The organism is Vibrio sp. B1ASS3, from assembly GCF_905175355.1.
GTDB lineage: Bacteria > Pseudomonadota > Gammaproteobacteria > Enterobacterales > Vibrionaceae > Vibrio > Vibrio owensii.
In genome coordinates this window covers 1,271,937-1,292,364 of the sequence record NZ_HG992742.1, presented here as the reverse complement: position 1 = coordinate 1,292,364, position 20,428 = coordinate 1,271,937, and the positions used below count along the sequence as shown (strand labels likewise).

Sequence of the window (20,428 nt, the reverse complement as noted above, 5' to 3'; positions counted from 1 at the left end):
ACACCGACCTAAACGTCACTCTTACTGCATGCTGGTCGCACGTTTTACAACTGAACTTGGTAACTGGATACCAAGCTTAGTTGCCGCTCCTTCATTGACAACAAGGTCTGAACCCGTTGCGACTTTTACGTCTAGCTTACCCGGCTCTTGTCCTTCCAAAATTGCCGCGACATACTCAGCAGTTTGAACCCCCACTTGGTAGTAATCAAAGCCTAAGCTTGCGATCGCACCTTTTTCTACATAAGACGTCGCGCCACCAAATACTGGTTTCTTAGCTTGGTTTGCAGCCACGATCATGCCCTCTATCGCACTGGCTACCGTGTTGTCTGTCGGTGCGTAAATCACATCTGATTTAGCAGCAATGGCTTGGGTCGCGGATTGAACATCTGCGCTTTTCAGAGCCGTCGCTTCAACCACTTTAAGTCCATTTGCAACTGCACTCTCTTTTAACAGTTGCACCAAAGTCACTGCATTGGCTTCACCAGGGTTGTAGACCACGCCAATGGATTTCGCTTCTGGCAAGATCTCTTGAATCAAAGCAACATGTTGAGCAACCGGAGACAAATCAGAAAGACCCGTTACGTTTTTGCCCGGCTGATGCATGGATTTCACAAGCTTTGCGCCCACCGGATCCGTTACCGCAGTAAACACTACTGGAATAGAACGCGTAGCTGACACCAAAGCTTGAGCCGATGGCGTGGCAATACCCACAAGCACATCAGGACTCTCCCCCACATACTGACGCGCAATCTGTACTGCTATAGCTGGGTTACCTTGTGCGGTTTTGTAGTCAAATTCTAGATTCTTCCCTTGCTCATATCCTTTCGCTTTCAAGCCATCTAGTAAACCTTGGCGAGTCGCGTCGAGCGCTGGGTGCTCCACGATTTGTGAAACAGCAACCGTCGCAGTGTTAGCAAGCACATTAGCTGAGGAAAAAACCGTGGTCGCGGCAAGAATAGCAGTGGCGAGTAAACGTTTCGTTTTCATCATGACTCCTTGATGTCTCTTCGTCCTTGAACTGAAAGCCTCATCGAAAATGAATGCTTAACAGAAATAATGAGGAAGATGGGATGTTGTGTTTATTGCTGCGCACTTTTTGTGCATCTAACTGTCATTATTAACGCTAAGTGTTGGGAAAGAAAAGCAAGATTTAACAACAAAGTAACATTTGTGATCTCGCAATCGGTACGAGAGGCGGTTATTGCAAACTAAGATAAGGGCGAAAAGTCATGTTGCGGGCATAAAAAATGGAGCGGCTAGAAAGCACACTCCATTTCAATGAGTTAATTGTAGATTTGAGGAGTTAGAACCAACGCTCTAATGCAGTCTTATCCAACTGGCGGAACGCTCGGTTTAGGATCACCGCAAGTTCTTTGTATCTTGGACGAGCTTTTGCTGGCTCTAGTGCGAATCCTGACTCTGTGATTTTTTGGTGCAGCTCGCGATACCAAGAGGCCAACGCTGGTGGCAATTTGGTGTTGGAACGACTGCCCAACCACCACATACCTTGCAGCGGCATGCTGATTGCGAACAGTGCAACTACGATCGCTTGAGGAAGTGCGTCATAGTTATTAAATGCCATTTGAGTGAGCACACCGATCGCGGCGACCGCTGGCATCACTTTAATGCCAAAGCGCGTTGCTTTAATAATGCGTTGTTCGGGAAAAATGGCGTTCAGCTCTTTACGAACCGGCCAGATCTCCATGTAACTTTGGCCGTCTTTCAGGCTATGGATCAATCCGACTTGTTTGCTCATACCGCTCTCTCACTAAAAAATAGTTGAACATTTCAACTGAAGGCGCAAAAAATTGATGAAAGTTAATATTCTTTCAAAATTTTTTTGTTATCATTGCCTATTATCGCTATCCTTTGCAGACCCTCAATCTCATTGTTGCTGTTATTTACAACTTAAGCAACTCCGAGATTTTATTCTGCACGGATCGCTTCATAGTGGTGGATGGGTTCATCACTATTCATTTATACGGAATTAGAACAATTTTTGACCAAGATTAGTACGCACCCTTGGCGGTATCGTCTATTCTTGTGATTAATTTTTCATCCTTTAACTGATTTTGATCAGACGAATAACAGGTAGTCACACATGTCTAAGCTAGTTTTAGTTTTAAACTGCGGTAGTTCTTCTCTTAAATTTGCTGTTGTTGATGCAGAAACAGGTGCAGAGCACCTATCAGGTCTTGCTGAATGTCTTCACCTTCCTGAAGCACGTATCAAGTGGAAACTTGACGGTAAACACGAAGCTCAACTAGGTAACGGTGCAGCACACGAAGAAGCACTAGCGTTCATGGTTGAAACTATTCTTGCTTCTAAGCCAGAGCTTAAAGCTAACCTAGGCGCTATCGGTCACCGTATCGTACACGGTGGTGAGCAGTTCACTCAATCTGCACTAATCACTGATGACGTACTAAAAGGTATTCAAGACGCTGCGACTTTCGCACCGCTTCACAACCCAGCGCACATCATCGGTATCGAAGCTGCTAAGCACAACTTCCCAGAGCTTCAAAACGTTGCTGTATTCGACACTGCGTTCCACCAAACTATGCCTGAAGAGTCTTTCCTATACGCTCTTCCATACAAACTATACAAAGAGCACGGTATCCGTCGTTACGGCATGCACGGTACTTCACACCTATTCATCACTCGTGAAGTTGCAGGCTTACTAAACAAGCCAGTTGAAGAAGTAAACATCATCAACTGTCACCTAGGTAACGGTGCTTCTGTTTGTGCAATCAAGAACGGTAAATCTGTAGACACTTCTATGGGTCTTACTCCTCTTGAAGGTCTAGTAATGGGTACTCGTTGTGGTGATATCGACCCAGCTATCGTATTCCACCTACACGACGCTCTAGGTTACTCTGTTGAAGAAATCAACAACATGCTAACTAAAGAGTCTGGTCTTGCTGGTCTAACTGAAGTGACTTCTGACTGTCGTTTCGTTGAAGACAACTACGGTGAGAAAGAAGAAGCAACTCGCGCAATGGACGTGTTCTGTCACCGTCTAGCTAAGTACGTAGCTGGTTACACTGCTTCTATGGAAGGTCGTCTAGACGCAATCACTTTCACTGGCGGTATCGGCGAAAACTCTGGTCCTATCCGTGAAATGGTTCTAAACCGTCTAGGTATCTTCGGCATCGAAGTTGATGGTGAAGCTAACCTTAAAGCACGTTTCGGCGGCGAAGGTACTATCACTACAGCTAACAGCCGTATCCCAGCAATGGTTATCTCTACTAACGAAGAGCTAGTAATTGCTGAAGACACTGCACGCCTAGCAGGTCTTTAATAGATTTAACTGGCTAGCCACTCGGCTAGCCAGTTTTTCTTCCAAAAGAATTTCTTAGGGGCTTAACTCCTATTCTCTGAATTATTCATGGAATAAGAGTTGAGCTTTTATCCCCCAATAGCTAAAGGTACTCTACGAATGTCTCGTACTATTATGCTTATCCCTGCAAGTGCTGGTGTTGGTCTAACTAGCGTAAGCATGGGTGTTCTTCGCGCAATGGAGCGCAAAGGCGTTAAGGTTTCTTTCTACAAACCAATTTCACAGCCACGTTCTGGCGGTGATCAACCTGATCTAACTTCAACTATCGTTGGTTACAACAGCGATATGAAGATCGGTCAACCACTAGCGATGTCTGTTGCTGAAAGCCTAATCGGTAACGACAACATGGACGAGCTGCTAGAAACTGTTGTTGAGCGTTACAACCAAATCAACAAAGATGCAGACGTAACGCTTATCGAAGGTCTAGTACCAACTCGTAAGCACCCATTCGCTAACCAAGTGAACGCGGAAATCGCAGCAACTCTAGGTGCGGAAATCGTTCTTGTTGCAACTCCTGGTACAGATAACCCAGCTCAACTTAAAGAGCGCATCGAAGTAGCATGTTCTAACTTCGGTGGTACTAAGAACAAGAACATCTCTGGCGTAATCATCAACAAGCTAAACGCACCTGTTGACGAAGCTGGCCGTACTCGCCCTGACCTATCTGAAATCTTTGACGATGCAGACAGCGCGAAGCAAAACGAAATGAAAGTGATGGAAATCTTCAACACTTCTCCAATTCGTGTACTAGGTTGCGTGCCATGGAGCATCGATCTTATCGCTACTCGTGCAATCGATATGGCTCAGCACCTAAATGCTGACATCATCAACGAAGGTGACATTGCGACTCGTCGTATCAAGAGCATCACTTTCTGTGCACGTTCTCTGCCAAACATGATTGAGCACTTCAAACCAGGTTCTCTACTTGTTACTTCAGCAGACCGTCCAGACGTAATCGTTGCAGCAGCACTTGCAGCAATGAACGGTGTTGATATCGGTGCAGTTCTATTGACTGGCGGTTACGACATCCCTGAAGAGATCACTGGTCTTTGTAAGCCAGCGTTCGAAACTGGTCTACCGATCTTCAAAGCACAAGGTAACACTTGGCAGACTTCTCTAAACCTACAGAGCTTCTCTATCGAAGTACCTGCGGACGATAAAGAGCGTATCGAGTTCATCAACGAGCACGTTGCTGGTCACATCGACGGTAACTGGATCGAGTCTATGACTGAAGGCACTCAGAAGTCTCGTCGTCTAAGCCCACCAGCATTCCGTTACCAGCTAACTGAGTTCGCTCGTAAAGCTGGCAAGCGTATCGTTCTTCCTGAAGGTGATGAGCCACGTACAGTTAAAGCTGCGGCTATCTGTGCTGAGCGCGGCATCGCTGAATGTGTGCTTCTAGGTAACCCAGACGAAATCCGTCGCGTTGCTGCACAACAAGGCGTTGAGCTAGGTGCTGGCGTAACTATCATCAACTCTGATGAAGTTCGTGAAAACTACGTTGCTCGTCTAGTTGAACTACGTGGCGCGAAAGGTATGACTGAAGTCGTTGCTCGTGAGAAGCTACAAGATTCAGTATTCCTAGGCACAATGATGCTTGAGAACGACGAAGTAGACGGTCTAGTTTCTGGTGCGGTTCACACCACAGCAAACACTATCGTTCCTCCGTTCCAAATCATCAAGACTGCACCTGATGCGTCTATCGTATCTTCTGTATTCTTCATGCTGCTACCTGACCAAGTATTGGTTTACGGTGACTGTGCGATCAACCCAGATCCAACAGCGGAACAGCTTGCTGAAATCGCTATCCAATCTGCTGATTCTGCAGCAGCATTCGGTATCGATCCTCGCGTTGCTATGATCTCATACTCTACTGGTGAATCTGGTAAAGGTGCAGACGTAGATAAAGTACGTGAAGCGACTAAGATTGCTCAAGAGAAACGTCCAGATCTAGTGATCGACGGTCCTCTACAATACGACGCAGCAATCATGGAAAACGTGGCAGCTTCTAAAGCGCCTAACTCTCCAGTAGCAGGTAAAGCAACAGTATTCGTATTCCCAGACCTAAACACTGGTAACACGACTTACAAAGCGGTACAACGTTCAGCTGACCTAGTATCTATCGGTCCAATGCTGCAAGGTATGCGCAAGCCTGTAAACGATCTTTCTCGCGGTGCACTAGTAGACGATATCGTGTACACAGTTGCTCTAACTGCGATTCAGGCAGATCAAGCTGACCAAGCAAAAGAAAAAGCTGTTAACTAATTAACCGCATCTTTCTGAATGAAAAAACCTCGCCACGGCGAGGTTTTTTATTTCTTGTTGCTAGACAAGAATCGGGTCCATTGGACGGTTTAATTGATACTGCACGTTCAAATTCGTATTACTCGATCCAATATCCCTATACTTCCAACGAACACCTTCATTGAGCTGGCGAGCAACGACGGACTCTACGGTAAGCAAGTTATCATTTTCTATGATGAGCCTATCGCTATCACTACCACTTGAGGCTGCGCGATAGTGTGTCATGAACCAATCTCGTTTCAACATGTATTGACGCGCGTGACCGAACTCATGAATAAGTCCAACCGCTGGTGATTGCGTCCCTCTAGATACATTGTTATTTGGCACACGACTGCGCCCAACGGGTTTATTGCGCTTAATGTCGTTTACATTCAAGCTATCAAAAGGATTCCAAGTAACTAAACTGCCGCGAACATTGCAACCTGCTTGTTTTACGATTTCTGCAGGAAAAAAGCTGCTGGTAGTGTCAGTTGTACAAAGCAACGTGACCTCTTCGCCTCCCGAGAGGAAATCTAATAGTGCTGCGGCCGCACTAGATTGGCGTAAATAGGCCACAGCGTCGTTATATTTAGTGATAGGTTGTTCCACGGTTTTCCATTTAAAGCCCGTACCTTCGACCACTCCTGGAAATACAGTAATCATATCGTTTCTTCCTTGTTCAGATTCCTAGCGCTTAGAACGAAAGCTCAGCACTTGGTGAATCAGTATAGAAAAAGGAATGAGTTTTACTTGATTGATAATTACAGATTGGAACCTAGCTCGCGACCTAATAAATTGTTTTTGCATCAGACGGTTATTTGTTCTAAAGCGCCAAATAGACAAGCCCACCCAAACAAACCGCACTCAACATAGGTGGAACAACCTTAGCCCACAGTTGACGAGCGCCTATCATAAGTACCATCCCCATCTTAACAATGGTATTCACTGAAGCCGCGATAAATATCCCGAGCACAGCAACATCTATCGCCAATGACTGAGTACTTTGTCGTCCTAAAGTCAGTGAAATGGCGTCAACATCCGTAATCCCCGACACCGCAGATAGAACTAAGATACCTGCACTACCAAACCAATCTGAAAGCGCATGAGATAACAACATAATGATCGCCAACACGACACCAAAGAACAGTGCCGATTGAAGCGCCAAAGGGTTACTCTGTTTGTTTGATTGCTCTATTTTCTCTACTTCACTTCGACGCCATATCCACCAAGCCGGCAAATAAAGCGCAATCATCATGACTAAAACAATCGGCCATAACAGACTGACTAATTGAGGATTGAGAACAGATAGGACAATCAACAAGCGAGGAAACATAGTCCCGCAGCTCAATAAGATTCCGCTTGCGAGCAGAGGACTGATGCCTTCTTGCTCACGTGAAAGATGGGAGAACTGCAACGTAAGTGCGGTAGAAGAACTTAAGCCAGCAAAGACAGACGTAAACAATATGCCCCGCTTCGCTCCGCCGATCTTAATCGCGAAATAACCGACAAATGAAATACTGGCGATCAGCACCACCATCCACCAAATCTCATAAGGGTTCAGAGCCTTCCAAGGACCGTAAGCTTGGTTGGGTAAAAGAGGCAATAAAACGATGGAAATAAGCAGAAGACGCAAAGCTGCATCGAGTTCGTACTCTTGAAGGCGCTGCAAAGCCTGATGAAGCTCTTTCTTGTTATCCAGCACGACAGCTGTGATGACTGCCGCCGCAGCAGCAAGCACCGCCTCACCAGAAACAGCCAGGCTGCCAAGTACAAAGGTGATCACCAAACTGACCACGCCGGTAATGCTGATGTCCTCACTCCTTTTCTGCTGAATAACAAACGCAATGCAAGCGAGAATCACCAAAGCAATAAGAGCAAAGCCGAGTAACAAAGGCGTATACAGATTGGCAAGAATCCCAACCAAGCCACCAAGCAAACCGACTAAAGAAAAGGTGCGGATACCAGCAACGCGACTGCCTTCGACGCTGTTGCGCATCACCCAGCCGCGTTGTGTTCCCACAATCGCTCCCAAAAGCAGAGCAACAAACAGATTCCAAATTAGATGCTCGCCACTGACAAACTCATTGATATCCATACCCCACCTCAGTCAAAGATCGGTTGTTATATCATCAGTTTATGTGATCGGTAGGAAGAAGCTGTGATGGTGAGAAGATATTGAGAAAAAAGAAAAGCGCCACATCAAATGGCGCTTTTCTTAGAAGTTTTAAACTTAGATAGATTCTCGACCATGAGGCGAATCCAAATCTAATTCAGGGCCTTTAGGTACCACTTGGGTTGGGTTGATACCAGTATGACTGAAATAGTAGTGGCGCTTAATGTGGTAGAAGTCTGTGGTTTCTGCCACGCCTTCAACTTGATATAGCTCTTTCAAATAGCCTTGAATGTTTGCGTAATCGGCAATGCGTTGTTTATTACATTTGAAATGACCTACGTATACCGCATCAAAGCGAACAAGGGTCGTAAACAAGCGCCAATCTGCTTCGGTGATTTTATTGCCCGCTAGATAACGATGCGTTGCAAGGTGAGCGTCGATTTTATCCAGTGCAGCAAACAGTGAATCAAACGCTTCTTCATAAGCTTCTTGCGTTGTCGCAAAGCCACAACGGTATACACCATTATTCACGTTCGGGTAAATGTAGTCATTCCACTCATCAATCACGCTTTGAAGTTGCTCTGGGTAATAATCATCGTTGTTCCCGGTGAGTTCGTTAAACTCAGAATTAAACATACGGATGATTTCAGACGACTCATTCGACACGATGGTGTTGGTCTTTTTGTCCCACAACACCGGAACAGTAACACGACCAGTGTAATCGGACTTGGCTTGAGTGTAGATTTGGTGCATACGAGTATGGCCAAACAGTGGCTCAGGTAAGCCCATCTGCCAACCTTCGCTGAGCATGTCTGGGCAAACGACCGTGACATCGATGTGCTTTTCCAAACCTTTGAGTTTGCGGAAGATAAGTGTGCGGTGTGCCCATGGACAAGCAAGAGAAACGTAAAGGTGGTAACGGCCCGTTTCAGGTTGGAATGTCGCATCAGGTTTGTTCTTTATCCAATTACGAAAGCCCGCATCTTCACGAACGAACTTACCGCCATTAGATTTAGTCTCGTACCATACATCGTGCCAAACGCCCTCAACTAACTTACCCATGACTGCTCTCCTCTTAATTTGTTTTCCACTATATTAGCGAATCACGCAAAGCTTATAATCCGGCTACTTAGTCCATCTTGTTCAAGAATTTCGAATGAACTGATTCCGGCCAATATCGTAGGCATAAAAAAAGCGCGACCCTATAAAAGGAGCCGCGCTTAAGCCCGTCACAGGCTGAATTTAATTACACTGCTACGTGTAGACAAGATACTGCGTGAACGTCTGAACCTTCGATGTGTGGTCTGGTCTTAGCACACTCATCCGTCGCTTGAGGACAACGAGTACGGAACACACAACCAGAAGGAGGATTAATTGGTGATGGCAGATCACCTTCTAGCATCTGAATCTTCTTGCTGCGTTCAATTTCCGGATCCGGAATTGGAACCGCTGACATCAGCGCACGTGTGTATGGGTGTTTTGGATCGGCAAACAATGCTTCCGCTTCACCCAGTTCAACAGCATTACCTAGGTACATAACCAATACGCGGTCAGAGATATGTTTCACCACTGACAAATCGTGCGCGATGAATACCAATGAAAGACCAAGCTCTTTTTGCAGCTCTTTCAATAGGTTAACTACCTGAGCTTGAATCGATACGTCCAGTGCTGATACCGGTTCGTCACAGATGATCATCTTCGGCTTTAGAATAAGCGCACGAGCGATACCAATACGTTGACACTGACCACCTGAGAACTCGTGTGGGTAACGGTTGATAACGTTTGGCAGTAAACCTACCTTCGCCATCATCTCTTTAACGCGGTCTTTCACTTCTTGCTTAGTCAGTTCTGGGTAGAACGTCTCTAGCGGCTCAGCGATGATGTCGCCCACAGTCATACGCGGGTTCAAAGAAGCCAAAGGATCTTGGAAAATCATTTGGATTTCTTTGCGCGTTTCACGGCGTTGGACGTCTTTCATCTTCGTTAGGTCTTGGCCTAACCAAACTACTTCGCCATCTGTTGCTTCAACCAAACCAATGATCGCGCGAGCAAACGTCGATTTACCGCAACCAGACTCACCTACTACCCCAAGAGTCTCACCTTCGTATAGACGAACGTTTACGCCGTCTACCGCTTTTAGGCTTGAAGGTTTTGCCCAAGGCCATGCAGATTTTGATGCAATGCTGAAGTGAACTTTCAGATCAGATACATCCAGAATTAGCTTTTTATCTGTACTCATTTGCTCCAAGCCTCCCATTCAGAAAAACATGCACGCTGACGACCATCACCAAACGGCGTCAGAATTGGTGCTTCACGCTTACAACGATCCATCACACGGTGGCAGCGATCTTGGTAAGGACAGCCAGGTGGTAGACGAAGCAAGTTAGGCGGGTTGCCAGGAATCGTTGGTAGAATCTCGCCTTCTGTATCCAAACGAGGAATCGCCTTCAATAGACCTTCCGCGTAAGGGTGGCTTGGGTTGTAGAAGATTTCGTTCACAGTGCCGTACTCCATAGTACGACCCGCGTACATCACCAGTACTTTGTCACATGAACCGGCTACGACACCAAGGTCGTGCGTGATCATGATGATTGCAGTGTTGAACTCAGATTTCAGCTCATTCAGCAGATCCATGATCTGCGCTTGAACCGTAACGTCCAATGCCGTGGTTGGCTCATCCGCAATAAGCAGTTTTGGACGACACAGTAGCGCCATTGCGATCATTACACGCTGACGCATACCGCCTGAGAACTCGTGTGGGTACATGGTAATACGCTTACGAGCTTCTGGGATTTTTACGGCTTCAAGCATGCGAACCGACTCTTCGAACGCTTCTGCTTTACCCATACCTTTGTGCAGCATCAGTACTTCCATCAGCTGATCACTAACTTTCATGTATGGGTTAAGAGACGTCATCGGGTCTTGAAAGATCATTGCGATCTGTTCCGCACGAACCTTGTTCAGCTCTTTTTCTCGAAGGTTAAGGATTTCTCGACCTTCAAATTTCGCACTACCAGAGATAATACCGTTCTTAGCCAGTAGACCCATGATTGCGAATACAGTTTGTGACTTACCTGAACCAGACTCACCTACGATACCTAGGGTCTCACCTTGATTCAGAGAGAAGTTCAAATCGTTTACTGCGGTTACGATACCATCTTGCGTGGTAAATTCGACGCGCAGATCTTTGACATCTAATAAACTCATCATTGCTTCCTTTATTCTTTCTATTTTTAATTATCTGTCTTTTGGATCCAGCGCATCGCGCAGACCGTCACCAACGTAGTTGAAGCAGAATAGAGTCACAACCATGAATGCTGCTGGGAAAGCCAGCTGCCAGATTGCTACTTCCATTGTTTGCGAACCTTCTTGTAGAAGTGCGCCCCAACTTGTCATTGGTTCCTGTACACCAAGACCAAGGAATGAAAGGAATGATTCAGTCAGAATCATGCTTGGGATAAGTAGAGTTGAGTAAACCGCTACGATACCCAGTACGTTTGGTACGATATGGCGAGTGATGATCTTCCACTTGCTCACACCACAAACGTGTGCCGCTTCAATAAACTCTTTACTACGTAGACTTAGCGTTTGGCCACGTACGATACGAGCCATATCTAGCCACGCAATAGCACCGATAGCGACGAAGATAAGAACGATGTTACGGCCGAAGAATGTTACTAGTACGATAACTAGGAACATGAACGGAACCGCGTATAGGATTTCAAGAATACGCATCATGATACGGTCAACTTTACCGCCGATGAAGCCAGAAGCTGCACCGTAAAGCGTACCAATCACAACCGCAACCAATGCACCTAGAACACCAACCATTAGAGAGATACGACCGCCAATCAACGTACGTACGTAAAGGTCTCGACCTAAGCTGTCAGTACCGAACCAGTGCTCTGCACTTGGACCAACGTGCATTGCGTACCAGTCTGTATCGTCAAATGTGTAAGGTGCCAGCATTGGCAGGAAGATTACCGCAAGGGTCATCAATGCAAGAATGAACAAGCTCACCATCGCCGCTTTGTTACGCATAAAGCGGATGCGGGCGTCTTGCCACAAACTACGGCCTTCAACTTCCAGGTTCTCTGCAAATTTCTCGACCGCTTCAAGATTCTCTTTTTTCGTTAACATAACCATACTTCCCTGTTAGTAGCGAATTTTCGGGTCAATCATTGCTAGCAGAATATCAACGATAGCGTTGAACAAGATGAATAGGAAACCAATCAAAATGGTTACACCCATTACTAGCGAGTAGTCACGGTTGAAGGCTGCGTTTACAAACAGCTTACCAATACCTGGCAGACCAAAGATGGTCTCAACAACTACCGAGCCGGTGATAATGCCAACAAACGCAGGTCCCATGTAAGACACTACAGGAAGCAGGGCTGGTTTTAATGCGTGTTTCAGGATGATGTAACGGTAGCTTAGACCTTTCGCACGGGCAGTACGGATAAAGTTACTGTTCAATGTCTCGATCATTGAACCACGAGTGATACGAGCAAACGTGGCGACATAAAGCAGTGACATTGCAATCACTGGCAGCACCAAATATTGCCATGAGCCATCATGCCAACCGCCTGCAGGGAATAAATTCCAGTGGAGCGAGAACAAGTAAATCAAAGCCGGCGCCAACACGAAGGATGGCATTACTACCCCAAGCATCGCCGTAGACATAATGGTGTAGTCAAGCCACGAGTTTTGTTTGAGCGCGGCTATGGTCCCGATCGTCACCCCCAGGATGACCGTGAAGATAAAGGCAATGAAACCCACCTTCGCCGATACTGGCAGTGCTACCGAGATTAGCTCGTTTACTGTGTAATCTAAGTATTTGAATGAAGGACCAAAGTCGCCTTGGACAACGTTAGTCAAGTACGTGGTGTACTGCTCAAATACTGGCTTATCTAGGCCGTATTTGGCTTCAATGTTCGCCATAACTTCTGGCGGTAATGGACGCTCGCTCGAGAATGGGTTACCCGGTGCAAAACGCATAAGAAAGAAAGATACGGTGATCAAAACCAACATTGTTGGGATCGCCTCAAATATCCTTTTTGCGATGAATTTAAGCATAAACTCACTCTTTCAGTCTGTGACAGTTAAAAAATTGATGATAGGCACCGCACGTCCCCTTGTAGGGACGTGTGGGCCTTATTCTTATAGTCTTGAAGCGACTTTAATTAGTCTGCTTTGATGTAAAGATCTTTGGTGTAGATCTTTTCTTCCGCGTTGTTAGCAGGGAAACCACCAACGTGCGGGTTTAGTAGACGAGAACGAACGTACTGGTAGATAGGCGCGATAGGCATATCTTGAGCCATCAGTTGCTCAGCTTCTAGGTAGATCTTGGTACGCTCTTCTTCTGAAGTCGACTTGATCGCTTTGTCGATCAGAGCATCGTACTCTTTGTTACCCCAGTGCTGACCACCAGTTGTGTTCGAGCTAACCATAAGGGTTAGGAATGAAGATGCTTCGTTGTAGTCGCCACACCAACCAGCGCGTGCTACTTCGAAATCACCTTGATCTTTCGTAGATAGGTAAGTTTTCCACTCTTGGTTTTCTAGCGTTACGTCTAGACCTAGAGTTTTCTTCCACATAGAACCAAGCGCTACTGCCAGTTTCTTGTGGTTCTCATCTGTGTTGTATAGAAGAGAGAACTTAAGAGGGTTGTCTTTGCCGTAACCCGCTTCTGCCAATAGGCGGGCCGCTTCTTCGTTACGCTCTTTTTGCGTCATCTTGCCGTAAGCTGGAAGCTCAGGGTTGAAGTGCGCAGTGATTTCAGGCGTTAGGAAGTAAGCAGGCTTCTGGCCTTGGCCAAGAATCGCGTTTGCTACGATGTTACGGTCGATAGCGTAAGAAATTGCTTTACGAACGCGAACGTCGTTGAAAGGCTCTTTCTTAGTGTTGAATGAGTAGTAGTAAGTACACAGGCTGCCTTCAACCGATACTGACTCTGGGTGCTCTTTCTTCAGACGCTTAAAGTGCTCAGTCGGCAGTTTAGACGTGAAGTCGATTTCACCAGATAGGAAACGGTTCATTTCAGCAACGCCGTTTTCGATTGGAAGGTACGTTACTTTGTTGATAACGGTTTTGCCGTTATCCCAGTACTGTTCGTTACGAACAAGCTCTAGACGCTCGTTCACAACCCAGTTGTTTACTACATAAGCGCCGTTACCTACGAAGTTTTCTGGTTTCGTCCATTGATCACCAAACTTCTCAACTGTCGCTTTATGTACTGGTTTCATTGTTGTGTGACCAGCCATCATTACAAAGTAAGGAACCGCTGTGTCTAGCTCAACCACAAGTGTGTGGTCGTCTGTCGCTTTAACACCTAGCTCGCTCTTGTCTTTTTTGCCCGCAACGATGTCTTTCGCGTTTTTCATCTTGGTGTATTCCATGTACCAAGAGTATGGCGAAGCGGTTGCAGGATCGACTGCACGCTGCCAGCTGTATACGAAATCTTGTGCTGTTACAGGATCGCCGTTAGACCATTTAGCGTCTTTACGTAGGTGGAAAGTGAAAGTTTTGTTGTCTGAGGTTTCCCAGCTCTCAGCTACACCAGGGATAGTGTCGCCGTCTGCATTTTGGTTCACTAAGCCTTCAAGGAGATCACGAATCACATGCGACTCTGGAACACCTTGAGATTTGTGCGGGTCAATTGTTGCAACTTCGGTACCGTTACCGCGAACGATTTCTTGTTTCTCAGCAAGTTTAGTGCCTGCTGGAACGTCAGCAGCGAAAGCGGTAGTAGAAGAGGCAGCCACTGCCAGACCAGCACCTAGAAGAAGGGCTTGGGTGATTTTGTTCTTATACATGCGTAAAACTCCAAGTTTTTCATTAGCATCCATGACTTCTCTGCAAGGGACTGGAACGGTCAGAATTTTAGAATTTTTTAGCGCACTTTTTGAGCACAAAACACTAAAACCTTACAAAGACTGCGGCACACATTAGCAACCATTGAAGTAATTTGCCATAAAAATGTAGCAAAAAAACTAATAATTCTGTAAATAGTGCCCATATTTAGCAATAAATACCGCACAAAAAGTATTGAGTAGAGAAATACAGATTCGCATGGTCATTTGACAGGCAAAACTTTCGATAAATCTAAATTCAAACTCTTTGATAGCATCTTATGCTAGATATATGTACAAAAATTAACATTTATGACACATTGAGTCTAATTAATAATTGCATATATCTCGTTCGATATTTTTTATTGTGAACAAGGTCACCGAGAGGAGAAAGAGAGGAAAAATGGTGGTTTTGACGGCAATTGAGAGTAGAAAATGAGCTCGCTTTTTACGCTAAAAAAACAAAAAGCCAGACGCTATTAACATCTGGCTTTGAACGATTTGCTAGCAGAATAAAAAACTACCCTACTTTTCCCAGCGCTGTGCAGCTTGATGATCGGTATCGCGAGACTCAATCCAGCGGTTTTCACTGGTGGTGCGCTCTTTTTTCCAGAATGGTGCTTTGGTCTTTAGAAAGTCCATAATGAACTCGCAAGCATCAAATGCCGCACCACGGTGTGCACTAGACACACCAACAAAAACGATTTGGTCACCAGTATCGAGATCACCAATACGGTGGATAACACGAACGCCTAACAAAGGCCAACGTGATTCCGCCTCATCACAGATGTCGATCAGGCTTTTCTCCGTCATACCCGGATAATGCTCTAGGTGAAGACCAATCACGTTATCGCCAAGGTTCATATCACGAACTTTACCGATGAAGGTCACTACCGCACCAGAAGAAGTGCCTTCTGATAGGCGTTGGTACTCTTGATCAACCGAAAAGTCTTCAGCTTGAACAGAAACACGAGGATCCATATTAGCCCCCTGTTACCGGTGGGAAGAAGGCAACTTCATCACCCGCTTTCACAGCTGTATCTAAAGGCACGATAGACTGATTTACCGCTGCCAGTAACTTACCTGGTTCTAGCGCTAAATCCCACTTGCCTTCTTTGCCAGCACCTGACTCAACAAGGTGAGCTCGAATAGCTTCTACATTATCAAACTGGCCTTCAAGTTCTAGACCATCCATACCAACTAGCTCTCGCGTTTGAGCAAAGAAAAGTACTTTAATCATTATTCCGCCTTGAAGTGTCCAGATTTACCGCCCGTCTTCTCTAGGAGACGAACTTGTTCAATAACCATGTCTTTCTGCACCGCTTTACACATATCGTAAATCGTTAACGCCGCCACTGAAGCCGCCGTCAGCGCTTCCATTTCCACGCCTGTTTTACCCGCTAGCTTACATACAGATTCGATACGTACTTTGTTTTCTGCTTCGATGGCTTCCAGTTGAACTTCAACCTTAGAAAGCAACAGAGGGTGACAAAGAGGAATCAAATCCCATGTCTTCTTAGCAGCTTGAATACCAGCAATACGAGCCGTCGCAAACACATCACCTTTGTGGTGTTGGCCTGAAACAATAAGTTGCAGTGTTTCTGGTGCCATGTGCACGAACGCTTCAGCACGTGCTTCACGAACGGTTTCCGCTTTTGCTGATACGTCCACCATGTTAGCTTCGCCAGACGCGTTGATATGTGTAAATTGGGTCATTGTTTTTCCTTCGCTTTTAGGAAAGGTTATACAGATAGGTGTGGCATGAAGTTACAAGGACGATGGCTTGCATCTAGCTGTTGCTTGATGATCTTCGTCCAACCAGTACGGCACGCACCAGTAGAACCCGGCATTGCAAAGATAACAGTGTGGTTAGCGAAACCAGCAATCGCACGAGACTGAATGGTTGAAGTACCAATCTCTTCGTAAGAAACCAAACGGAATAGTTCACCAAAACCTTCTACTTCTTTATCAAATAGTGGCTTAAGTGCTTCTGGCGTGCTGTCACGTGAAGTGAATCCCGTACCGCCAGTGATCATGATTGCTTGTACATTTTCGTCAGCAATCCATTGAGAAACGATCGCACGGATCTTGTACATGTCATCGATAACGATCTGCTTATCTACTACGTTGTGACCCGCTTCTTTTGCGTGTTCAACTAGGTAACCACCAGAGGTGTCGTTTTCTTCAGTACGAGTGTCAGATACCGTCAGAACGGCAATGTTTGCAGGTTGAAATTTGCTTTCAGCGTGACCCATTTGTTCACCTATTCTCTATTTTTGCTTTGATACGCAGAGTATCGATTCTGGAAAAAATCATCGAAAGCCACGTCAGCTCCCGATGTGAAATCTGATTGGAATTAACCGCCGATAGACGCGAGATGTGGCGTCATACCTGTGTTGCCATCGTGCAAGAAGTGACTCACGGATTTCGTTTGCAGCTGCGCTTGGATACGTTCAATCAATTCATTTTCTTGCTCGTCACGCTCTAGTAGGTCACGCAGTTCCACGCCATGGTCACCGAACAGACACAGATGCAGTTTACCCAAAGCGGAGACACGAAGTCGGTTACAGCTCTCACAGAAGTCTTTTTCGTATGGCATGATCAGGCCAATTTCACCCTTGTAATCTGGATGAACAAATACCTGCGCAGGGCCATCATTGTGAGAACGTACTTTGAGTAACCAACCATTGGCAATTAATTGATTGCGGATAGCGACACCAGAAACATGGTGCTTAGCAAACAGATCATCCATTTCTCCCGTCTGCATTAGCTCGATAAAACGCAGTTGGATAGGACGGTCTTTAATCCAGTTGAGGAAAGCAGGTAGCTCGTTGTGGTTGAGGTCTTTCATTAGTACCACATTAACTTTGACTTGCTCATAACCCACTTCAAATGCACGTTCGATACCATTCATCACTTCAGTGAACTTATTTTCACCTGTGATTTGATGGAACATACGCGGGTCAAGGCTATCCACACTCACGTTGATGTTGGTCAAGCCAGCTTCACGCCAGTCAGCAACTTGTTTTGCCATACGGTAGCCATTGGTCGTTGTCGCGACCTTTTTGATACCCGGCGTGGTTGCTACTGAGTGGATAATGTCAGTAAAGTCTTTGCGTAAACTCGGCTCACCACCTGTGATACGTACCTTTGAGGTACCACAATCTGCAAACGCTTTTACGACACGTTTGATCTCTGGGAGAGAAAGAAATGACGAGTTTTTATTGCCCGATGGCTTGTAGCCGTCAGGAAGGCAATAGGTACATTTAAAATTACAAACGTCAGTCACTGACAGACGCAAGTAATAGAACTTACGATGAAATTTGTCTTCGAATTGTTGCGCCACGGAACACCTTTCCAAACACGGGAGGCATAATCATTTCCAATTATGCCCTTGTGACAGAATGTCACTGGCTCAAGACGCTTATCCTAGGACTTAGCATAGTGAGCTCGGAGTTATGGCAACCAGAGGAGGTAAACCCCTGATAGCTTTGCCGTGTAAAATACTTAATATTTGTAATGGAATCCAGACTTGAGTGATAAAAAACTCTCTAGAAACACAATTTACCGCTTAGTGAGTACCCCTTTGGCACTCATTAAGTTAAATTGTAGTCGTTTTTTACAAGATTATTAGAAGAACGTAATGAATATCTACACCGATAAGAAAGTGGTCGCAGTTGGTGGTGGTCACGGTTTGGGCCGTATGTTGGCGGCGTTAAAAGATTTTGGCAGCAATGCAACAGGCATAGTGGCAACAACCGATAACGGCGGTTCAACTGGTCGCATCCGCCATTGTCAGGGTGGTATTGCTTGGGGTGACACGCGCAACTGTATCAACCAGTTGATCACCGAGCCATCGATCAGTTCTATGATGTTCGAGTACCGCTTTAAAGGTACTGGTGAACTCGACGGACACAACCTCGGTAACCTAATGCTGACCGCACTGGATAACCTATCGGTACGCCCTCTCGATGCGATCAACCTTATCCGCAATATGCTGAAAGTGGACGTTCACATTCTTCCTATGTCTGAGCACCCTTCCGATCTCACCGCGTTGTCAGTGGATGGGCAGTGGGTGACGGGTGAAACCAACGTTGATGAGATGGACACCGATCTGCGTCGCCTCGATCTGTCACCAGAAGTTCCTGCAACGAAAGAAGCCGTGACTGCACTGGCAGAAGCAGACGTAATTATTCTTGGCCCTGGTAGCTTCTTAACGAGCATCATGCCGCCATTACTGCTGCCAGAACTTGGTAAAGCGATTGCCGCTAACCAAAAAGCAAAAGTCATTTTTGTGGCGAACTTAAGCCCGGAATATGGCCCTGCAGGTCGAATGACGATGAAGCAAAAGCTTGAATGGTGTGAGCGCGCTTGCCAAGGCAGAAAAATAGATGTCGTATTAGCCGAAGAGACTGAACAAGAAGTTCTAGATAACTGGAACGTTGTCACTGAATCATTGGCGTCGACTAACCGCGATTGGCGTCACGACCGTGAAAAGCTGAAGCTTGCGATTGAGAGCCAGTTACTCACTGATTAACCATCATTAAGCAAAGTTCATAAAAAAGCCCTTCTACAACAGAGTTTATAGTAAAAACTATGTCTATTTGCGTGTGAGTGAGTGGTAGCCCTTTGTTGGCAATGCTTATTTTTGATATTTAAAGCGTACACACTATGTATATTGGTGTGTACGCTTTTTTATTCCTGAAGGCTTAGCAAGGCGATTGCCTAACTGCGTGAATCCATCACCCTGCCAAAAGGGTATTTAAGGGAAATGATGGTAAAAAATAATAAAGCCACTCTTGACGTTCACACTGCTCACTATTCGCTAAGCATTTATAATTTTTTTTTTACCATCACTTGTCGCTAGTTTCTGGAGAATTATTAGCTAGGAGCGAAATCAGGTAAGCGCTCATCAGCCAAATTATCTATGCGTAATGTTTATTCACTCGGGTGTTGATCGGCATTCTATGCCTATGGATGACTGCCAAACTAAAGCGTTTCTAGCATGCTCAAAATACAGGTAGCTCCCCCTGTCAATCATTTTAAGGGTCATCGTTTGATTGTGAAGTGGAGCGCCACCACAGCTGGTTAAACCGTTATCGTAGATTGCTTGTTCATTGGGAGAAGAGAACAAGCAATCTACGAAGCCATGTTGCATTTTGCTTGTGACCTAATTGTTTGGAATAAATCCCTTTTGGGTTCTAAAGCTGTAAATAAATATCTGAGTCAAGTTCAGGTTTATGAAGACATTTAATTCCTAGATTTTGACGTATTTCATCGCATTTTTGCGTATTTAGACGTCCAAAGTCGTATTCAAAATTGACATTCATTCCTGCTTTGTCATACGTCTTAAGTACCTGCTTTGTGTAGCGAGCCACAACTGAAAACTCCTCATGACTCGCGAATCTTTTTAGCGTAAGACGATCAAAAAGAGCCTTCTTTTTGGTGAAATCAGGCGCGTTAGGTATAAAGGACAGGTTAAACCCATATCGGTCACCGCCGAAACTGTCTGGATGAGCAGCTCTTCGCTCCCAAGTAAGATCGATAATATCGTTTGCGCTCATCGGATAGCGCTTTTCACGCCAGAACCAGAAATTTCGCGAACGATATAACCATTGACGTTGATTTACATCCCAAGTGAGTTGCTTTTTCCTCATCACGGACCACAACCCTAGCAAGCCAAGGAAGTATTGAAATGGATGTAAGGGTACCAATGGAACAAATACACCAACACCGATGGTAAAAAACCAACCCATAGGTCTATGCCAAGAGCGTTCTATGAAGCTGGCGGGGATCTCTGAAGATAGATCTTTCTGTTTATATTTACTACGTCTACTAATCATC

19 protein-coding genes, 1 pseudogene and 1 riboswitch are annotated in these 20,428 nt (G+C 45.6%); of the genes and pseudogenes, 4 read left to right on the top strand and 16 right to left on the bottom strand.

What is annotated here, in order from left to right; genetic code table 11:
- Window positions 1-21: 21 nt before the first annotated feature.
- Both KJB05_RS05940 and yfbV read right to left on the bottom strand, forming a co-directional pair.
- Window positions 22-987 (bottom strand): ABC transporter substrate-binding protein, encoded by a 966-nt coding sequence (locus KJB05_RS05940; protein WP_208444850.1) that lies wholly within the window; start codon window positions 985-987, stop codon window positions 22-24.
- Window positions 988-1,303: 316 nt separating this feature from the next.
- The gene (gene yfbV / locus KJB05_RS05935) at window positions 1,304-1,756 is read right to left on the bottom strand and encodes a terminus macrodomain insulation protein YfbV (protein ID WP_005439638.1); all 453 of its coding nucleotides are present in this window, start codon (window positions 1,754-1,756) and stop codon (window positions 1,304-1,306) included.
- Between the two features lie 345 nt (window positions 1,757-2,101).
- On the opposite strand from yfbV, the gene KJB05_RS05930 reads away from it, so the two are divergent.
- A complete protein-coding gene (locus KJB05_RS05930; RefSeq protein ID WP_005439639.1) occupies window positions 2,102-3,298 on the top strand; it encodes an acetate kinase in 1,197 nt (398 codons plus the stop codon).
- A gap of 138 nt (window positions 3,299-3,436) precedes the next feature.
- Complete coding sequence (gene pta, locus KJB05_RS05925) at window positions 3,437-5,602, top strand: phosphate acetyltransferase (protein ID WP_005439640.1); 2,166 nt, start codon at window positions 3,437-3,439, stop codon at window positions 5,600-5,602.
- Window positions 5,603-5,662: 60 nt separating this feature from the next.
- Here the strand turns inward: pta and KJB05_RS05920 are convergent, their stop codons facing one another.
- The 13 genes from KJB05_RS05920 to moaA form a co-directional block, all read right to left on the bottom strand.
- Window positions 5,663-6,283 (bottom strand): hypothetical protein, encoded by a 621-nt coding sequence (locus KJB05_RS05920; RefSeq protein ID WP_005439641.1) that lies wholly within the window; start codon window positions 6,281-6,283, stop codon window positions 5,663-5,665.
- Between the two features lie 160 nt (window positions 6,284-6,443).
- Window positions 6,444-7,715, bottom strand: coding sequence for an MgtC/SapB family protein (locus tag KJB05_RS05915; RefSeq protein ID WP_208444849.1), 1,272 nt, complete (start codon window positions 7,713-7,715; stop codon window positions 6,444-6,446).
- A gap of 135 nt (window positions 7,716-7,850) precedes the next feature.
- Entirely contained in the window at window positions 7,851-8,795 is a 945-nt protein-coding gene (locus tag KJB05_RS05910; protein ID WP_045480723.1) for a glutathione S-transferase family protein, read from the bottom strand.
- Window positions 8,796-8,979: 184 nt separating this feature from the next.
- Window positions 8,980-9,972 (bottom strand): murein tripeptide/oligopeptide ABC transporter ATP binding protein OppF, encoded by a 993-nt coding sequence (gene oppF, locus KJB05_RS05905; RefSeq protein ID WP_005439644.1) that lies wholly within the window; start codon window positions 9,970-9,972, stop codon window positions 8,980-8,982.
- Window positions 9,969-10,940: an ABC transporter ATP-binding protein gene (locus KJB05_RS05900; protein WP_039842198.1), complete on the bottom strand. Its 972-nt coding sequence runs from the start codon at window positions 10,938-10,940 to the stop codon at window positions 9,969-9,971. Before KJB05_RS05900 ends, oppF begins: the two co-directional genes overlap by 4 nt.
- Window positions 10,941-10,970: 30 nt before the next feature.
- Window positions 10,971-11,873: an oligopeptide ABC transporter permease OppC gene (gene oppC / locus KJB05_RS05895; protein WP_020196374.1), complete on the bottom strand. Its 903-nt coding sequence runs from the start codon at window positions 11,871-11,873 to the stop codon at window positions 10,971-10,973.
- A 15-nt stretch (window positions 11,874-11,888) separates the two neighbouring features.
- A complete protein-coding gene (gene oppB, locus KJB05_RS05890) occupies window positions 11,889-12,809 on the bottom strand; it encodes an oligopeptide ABC transporter permease OppB (protein WP_005433208.1) in 921 nt (306 codons plus the stop codon).
- 107 nt (window positions 12,810-12,916) lie between these two features.
- Window positions 12,917-14,548, bottom strand: a complete 1,632-nt coding sequence (locus tag KJB05_RS05885; RefSeq protein ID WP_208444848.1) for an ABC transporter substrate-binding protein — start codon at window positions 14,546-14,548, stop codon at window positions 12,917-12,919.
- 561 nt (window positions 14,549-15,109) lie between these two features.
- On the bottom strand, window positions 15,110-15,565 hold the full coding sequence (gene moaE / locus KJB05_RS05880; protein ID WP_009707279.1) for a molybdopterin synthase catalytic subunit MoaE: 456 nt from the start codon (window positions 15,563-15,565) through the stop codon (window positions 15,110-15,112).
- A 1-nt stretch (window position 15,566) separates the two neighbouring features.
- Window positions 15,567-15,824, bottom strand: a complete 258-nt coding sequence (moaD, locus tag KJB05_RS05875; protein WP_208444847.1) for a molybdopterin synthase sulfur carrier subunit — start codon at window positions 15,822-15,824, stop codon at window positions 15,567-15,569.
- The gene (gene moaC / locus KJB05_RS05870) at window positions 15,824-16,300 is read right to left on the bottom strand and encodes a cyclic pyranopterin monophosphate synthase MoaC (RefSeq protein WP_005439664.1); all 477 of its coding nucleotides are present in this window, start codon (window positions 16,298-16,300) and stop codon (window positions 15,824-15,826) included. Before moaC ends, moaD begins: the two co-directional genes overlap by 1 nt.
- Window positions 16,301-16,326: 26 nt before the next feature.
- Window positions 16,327-16,839, bottom strand: coding sequence for a molybdenum cofactor biosynthesis protein B (gene moaB, locus KJB05_RS05865; RefSeq protein WP_005433210.1), 513 nt, complete (start codon window positions 16,837-16,839; stop codon window positions 16,327-16,329).
- A gap of 101 nt (window positions 16,840-16,940) precedes the next feature.
- Complete coding sequence (gene moaA, locus KJB05_RS05860) at window positions 16,941-17,930, bottom strand: GTP 3',8-cyclase MoaA (protein WP_005439665.1); 990 nt, start codon at window positions 17,928-17,930, stop codon at window positions 16,941-16,943.
- A riboswitch (molybdenum cofactor riboswitch) is annotated at window positions 17,919-18,052 on the bottom strand. (Overlaps the previous gene by 12 nt.)
- Before the next feature lie 175 nt (window positions 18,053-18,227).
- On the opposite strand from moaA, the gene KJB05_RS05855 reads away from it, so the two are divergent.
- Window positions 18,228-19,121: a YvcK family protein gene (locus KJB05_RS05855; RefSeq protein WP_005439666.1), complete on the top strand. Its 894-nt coding sequence runs from the start codon at window positions 18,228-18,230 to the stop codon at window positions 19,119-19,121.
- 530 nt (window positions 19,122-19,651) lie between these two features.
- A pseudogene (locus KJB05_RS05850) lies at window positions 19,652-19,838 on the top strand (hypothetical protein); the annotation flags it as partial.
- Here the strand turns inward: KJB05_RS05850 and KJB05_RS05845 are convergent.
- Window positions 19,786-20,427: a hypothetical protein gene (locus tag KJB05_RS05845; RefSeq protein ID WP_208444846.1), complete on the bottom strand. Its 642-nt coding sequence runs from the start codon at window positions 20,425-20,427 to the stop codon at window positions 19,786-19,788. The pseudogene KJB05_RS05850 and the gene KJB05_RS05845 sit on opposite strands and share 53 nt — an antisense overlap.
- Window position 20,428 lies beyond the last annotated feature (1 nt).

What these genes read in the sequence shown, in the direction of transcription:
- KJB05_RS05940 (WP_208444850.1), bottom strand. Translation starts at nt 987, where the DNA reads ATGAAAACGAAACGTTTACTCGCCACTGCTATTCTTGCCGCGACCACG.
- yfbV (WP_005439638.1), bottom strand. Translation starts at nt 1,756, where the DNA reads ATGAGCAAACAAGTCGGATTGATCCATAGCCTGAAAGACGGCCAAAGT.
- KJB05_RS05930 (WP_005439639.1), top strand. Translation starts at nt 2,102, where the DNA reads ATGTCTAAGCTAGTTTTAGTTTTAAACTGCGGTAGTTCTTCTCTTAAA.
- pta (WP_005439640.1), top strand. Translation starts at nt 3,437, where the DNA reads ATGTCTCGTACTATTATGCTTATCCCTGCAAGTGCTGGTGTTGGTCTA.
- KJB05_RS05920 (WP_005439641.1), bottom strand. Translation starts at nt 6,283, where the DNA reads ATGATTACTGTATTTCCAGGAGTGGTCGAAGGTACGGGCTTTAAATGG.
- KJB05_RS05915 (WP_208444849.1), bottom strand. Translation starts at nt 7,715, where the DNA reads ATGGATATCAATGAGTTTGTCAGTGGCGAGCATCTAATTTGGAATCTG.
- KJB05_RS05910 (WP_045480723.1), bottom strand. Translation starts at nt 8,795, where the DNA reads ATGGGTAAGTTAGTTGAGGGCGTTTGGCACGATGTATGGTACGAGACT.
- oppF (WP_005439644.1), bottom strand. Translation starts at nt 9,972, where the DNA reads ATGAGTACAGATAAAAAGCTAATTCTGGATGTATCTGATCTGAAAGTT.
- KJB05_RS05900 (WP_039842198.1), bottom strand. Translation starts at nt 10,940, where the DNA reads ATGAGTTTATTAGATGTCAAAGATCTGCGCGTCGAATTTACCACGCAA.
- oppC (WP_020196374.1), bottom strand. Translation starts at nt 11,873, where the DNA reads ATGTTAACGAAAAAAGAGAATCTTGAAGCGGTCGAGAAATTTGCAGAG.
- oppB (WP_005433208.1), bottom strand. Translation starts at nt 12,809, where the DNA reads ATGCTTAAATTCATCGCAAAAAGGATATTTGAGGCGATCCCAACAATG.
- KJB05_RS05885 (WP_208444848.1), bottom strand. Translation starts at nt 14,548, where the DNA reads ATGTATAAGAACAAAATCACCCAAGCCCTTCTTCTAGGTGCTGGTCTG.
- moaE (WP_009707279.1), bottom strand. Translation starts at nt 15,565, where the DNA reads ATGGATCCTCGTGTTTCTGTTCAAGCTGAAGACTTTTCGGTTGATCAA.
- moaD (WP_208444847.1), bottom strand. Translation starts at nt 15,824, where the DNA reads ATGATTAAAGTACTTTTCTTTGCTCAAACGCGAGAGCTAGTTGGTATG.
- moaC (WP_005439664.1), bottom strand. Translation starts at nt 16,300, where the DNA reads ATGACCCAATTTACACATATCAACGCGTCTGGCGAAGCTAACATGGTG.
- moaB (WP_005433210.1), bottom strand. Translation starts at nt 16,839, where the DNA reads ATGGGTCACGCTGAAAGCAAATTTCAACCTGCAAACATTGCCGTTCTG.
- KJB05_RS05855 (WP_005439666.1), top strand. Translation starts at nt 18,228, where the DNA reads ATGAATATCTACACCGATAAGAAAGTGGTCGCAGTTGGTGGTGGTCAC.
- KJB05_RS05845 (WP_208444846.1), bottom strand. Translation starts at nt 20,427, where the DNA reads ATGATTAGTAGACGTAGTAAATATAAACAGAAAGATCTATCTTCAGAG.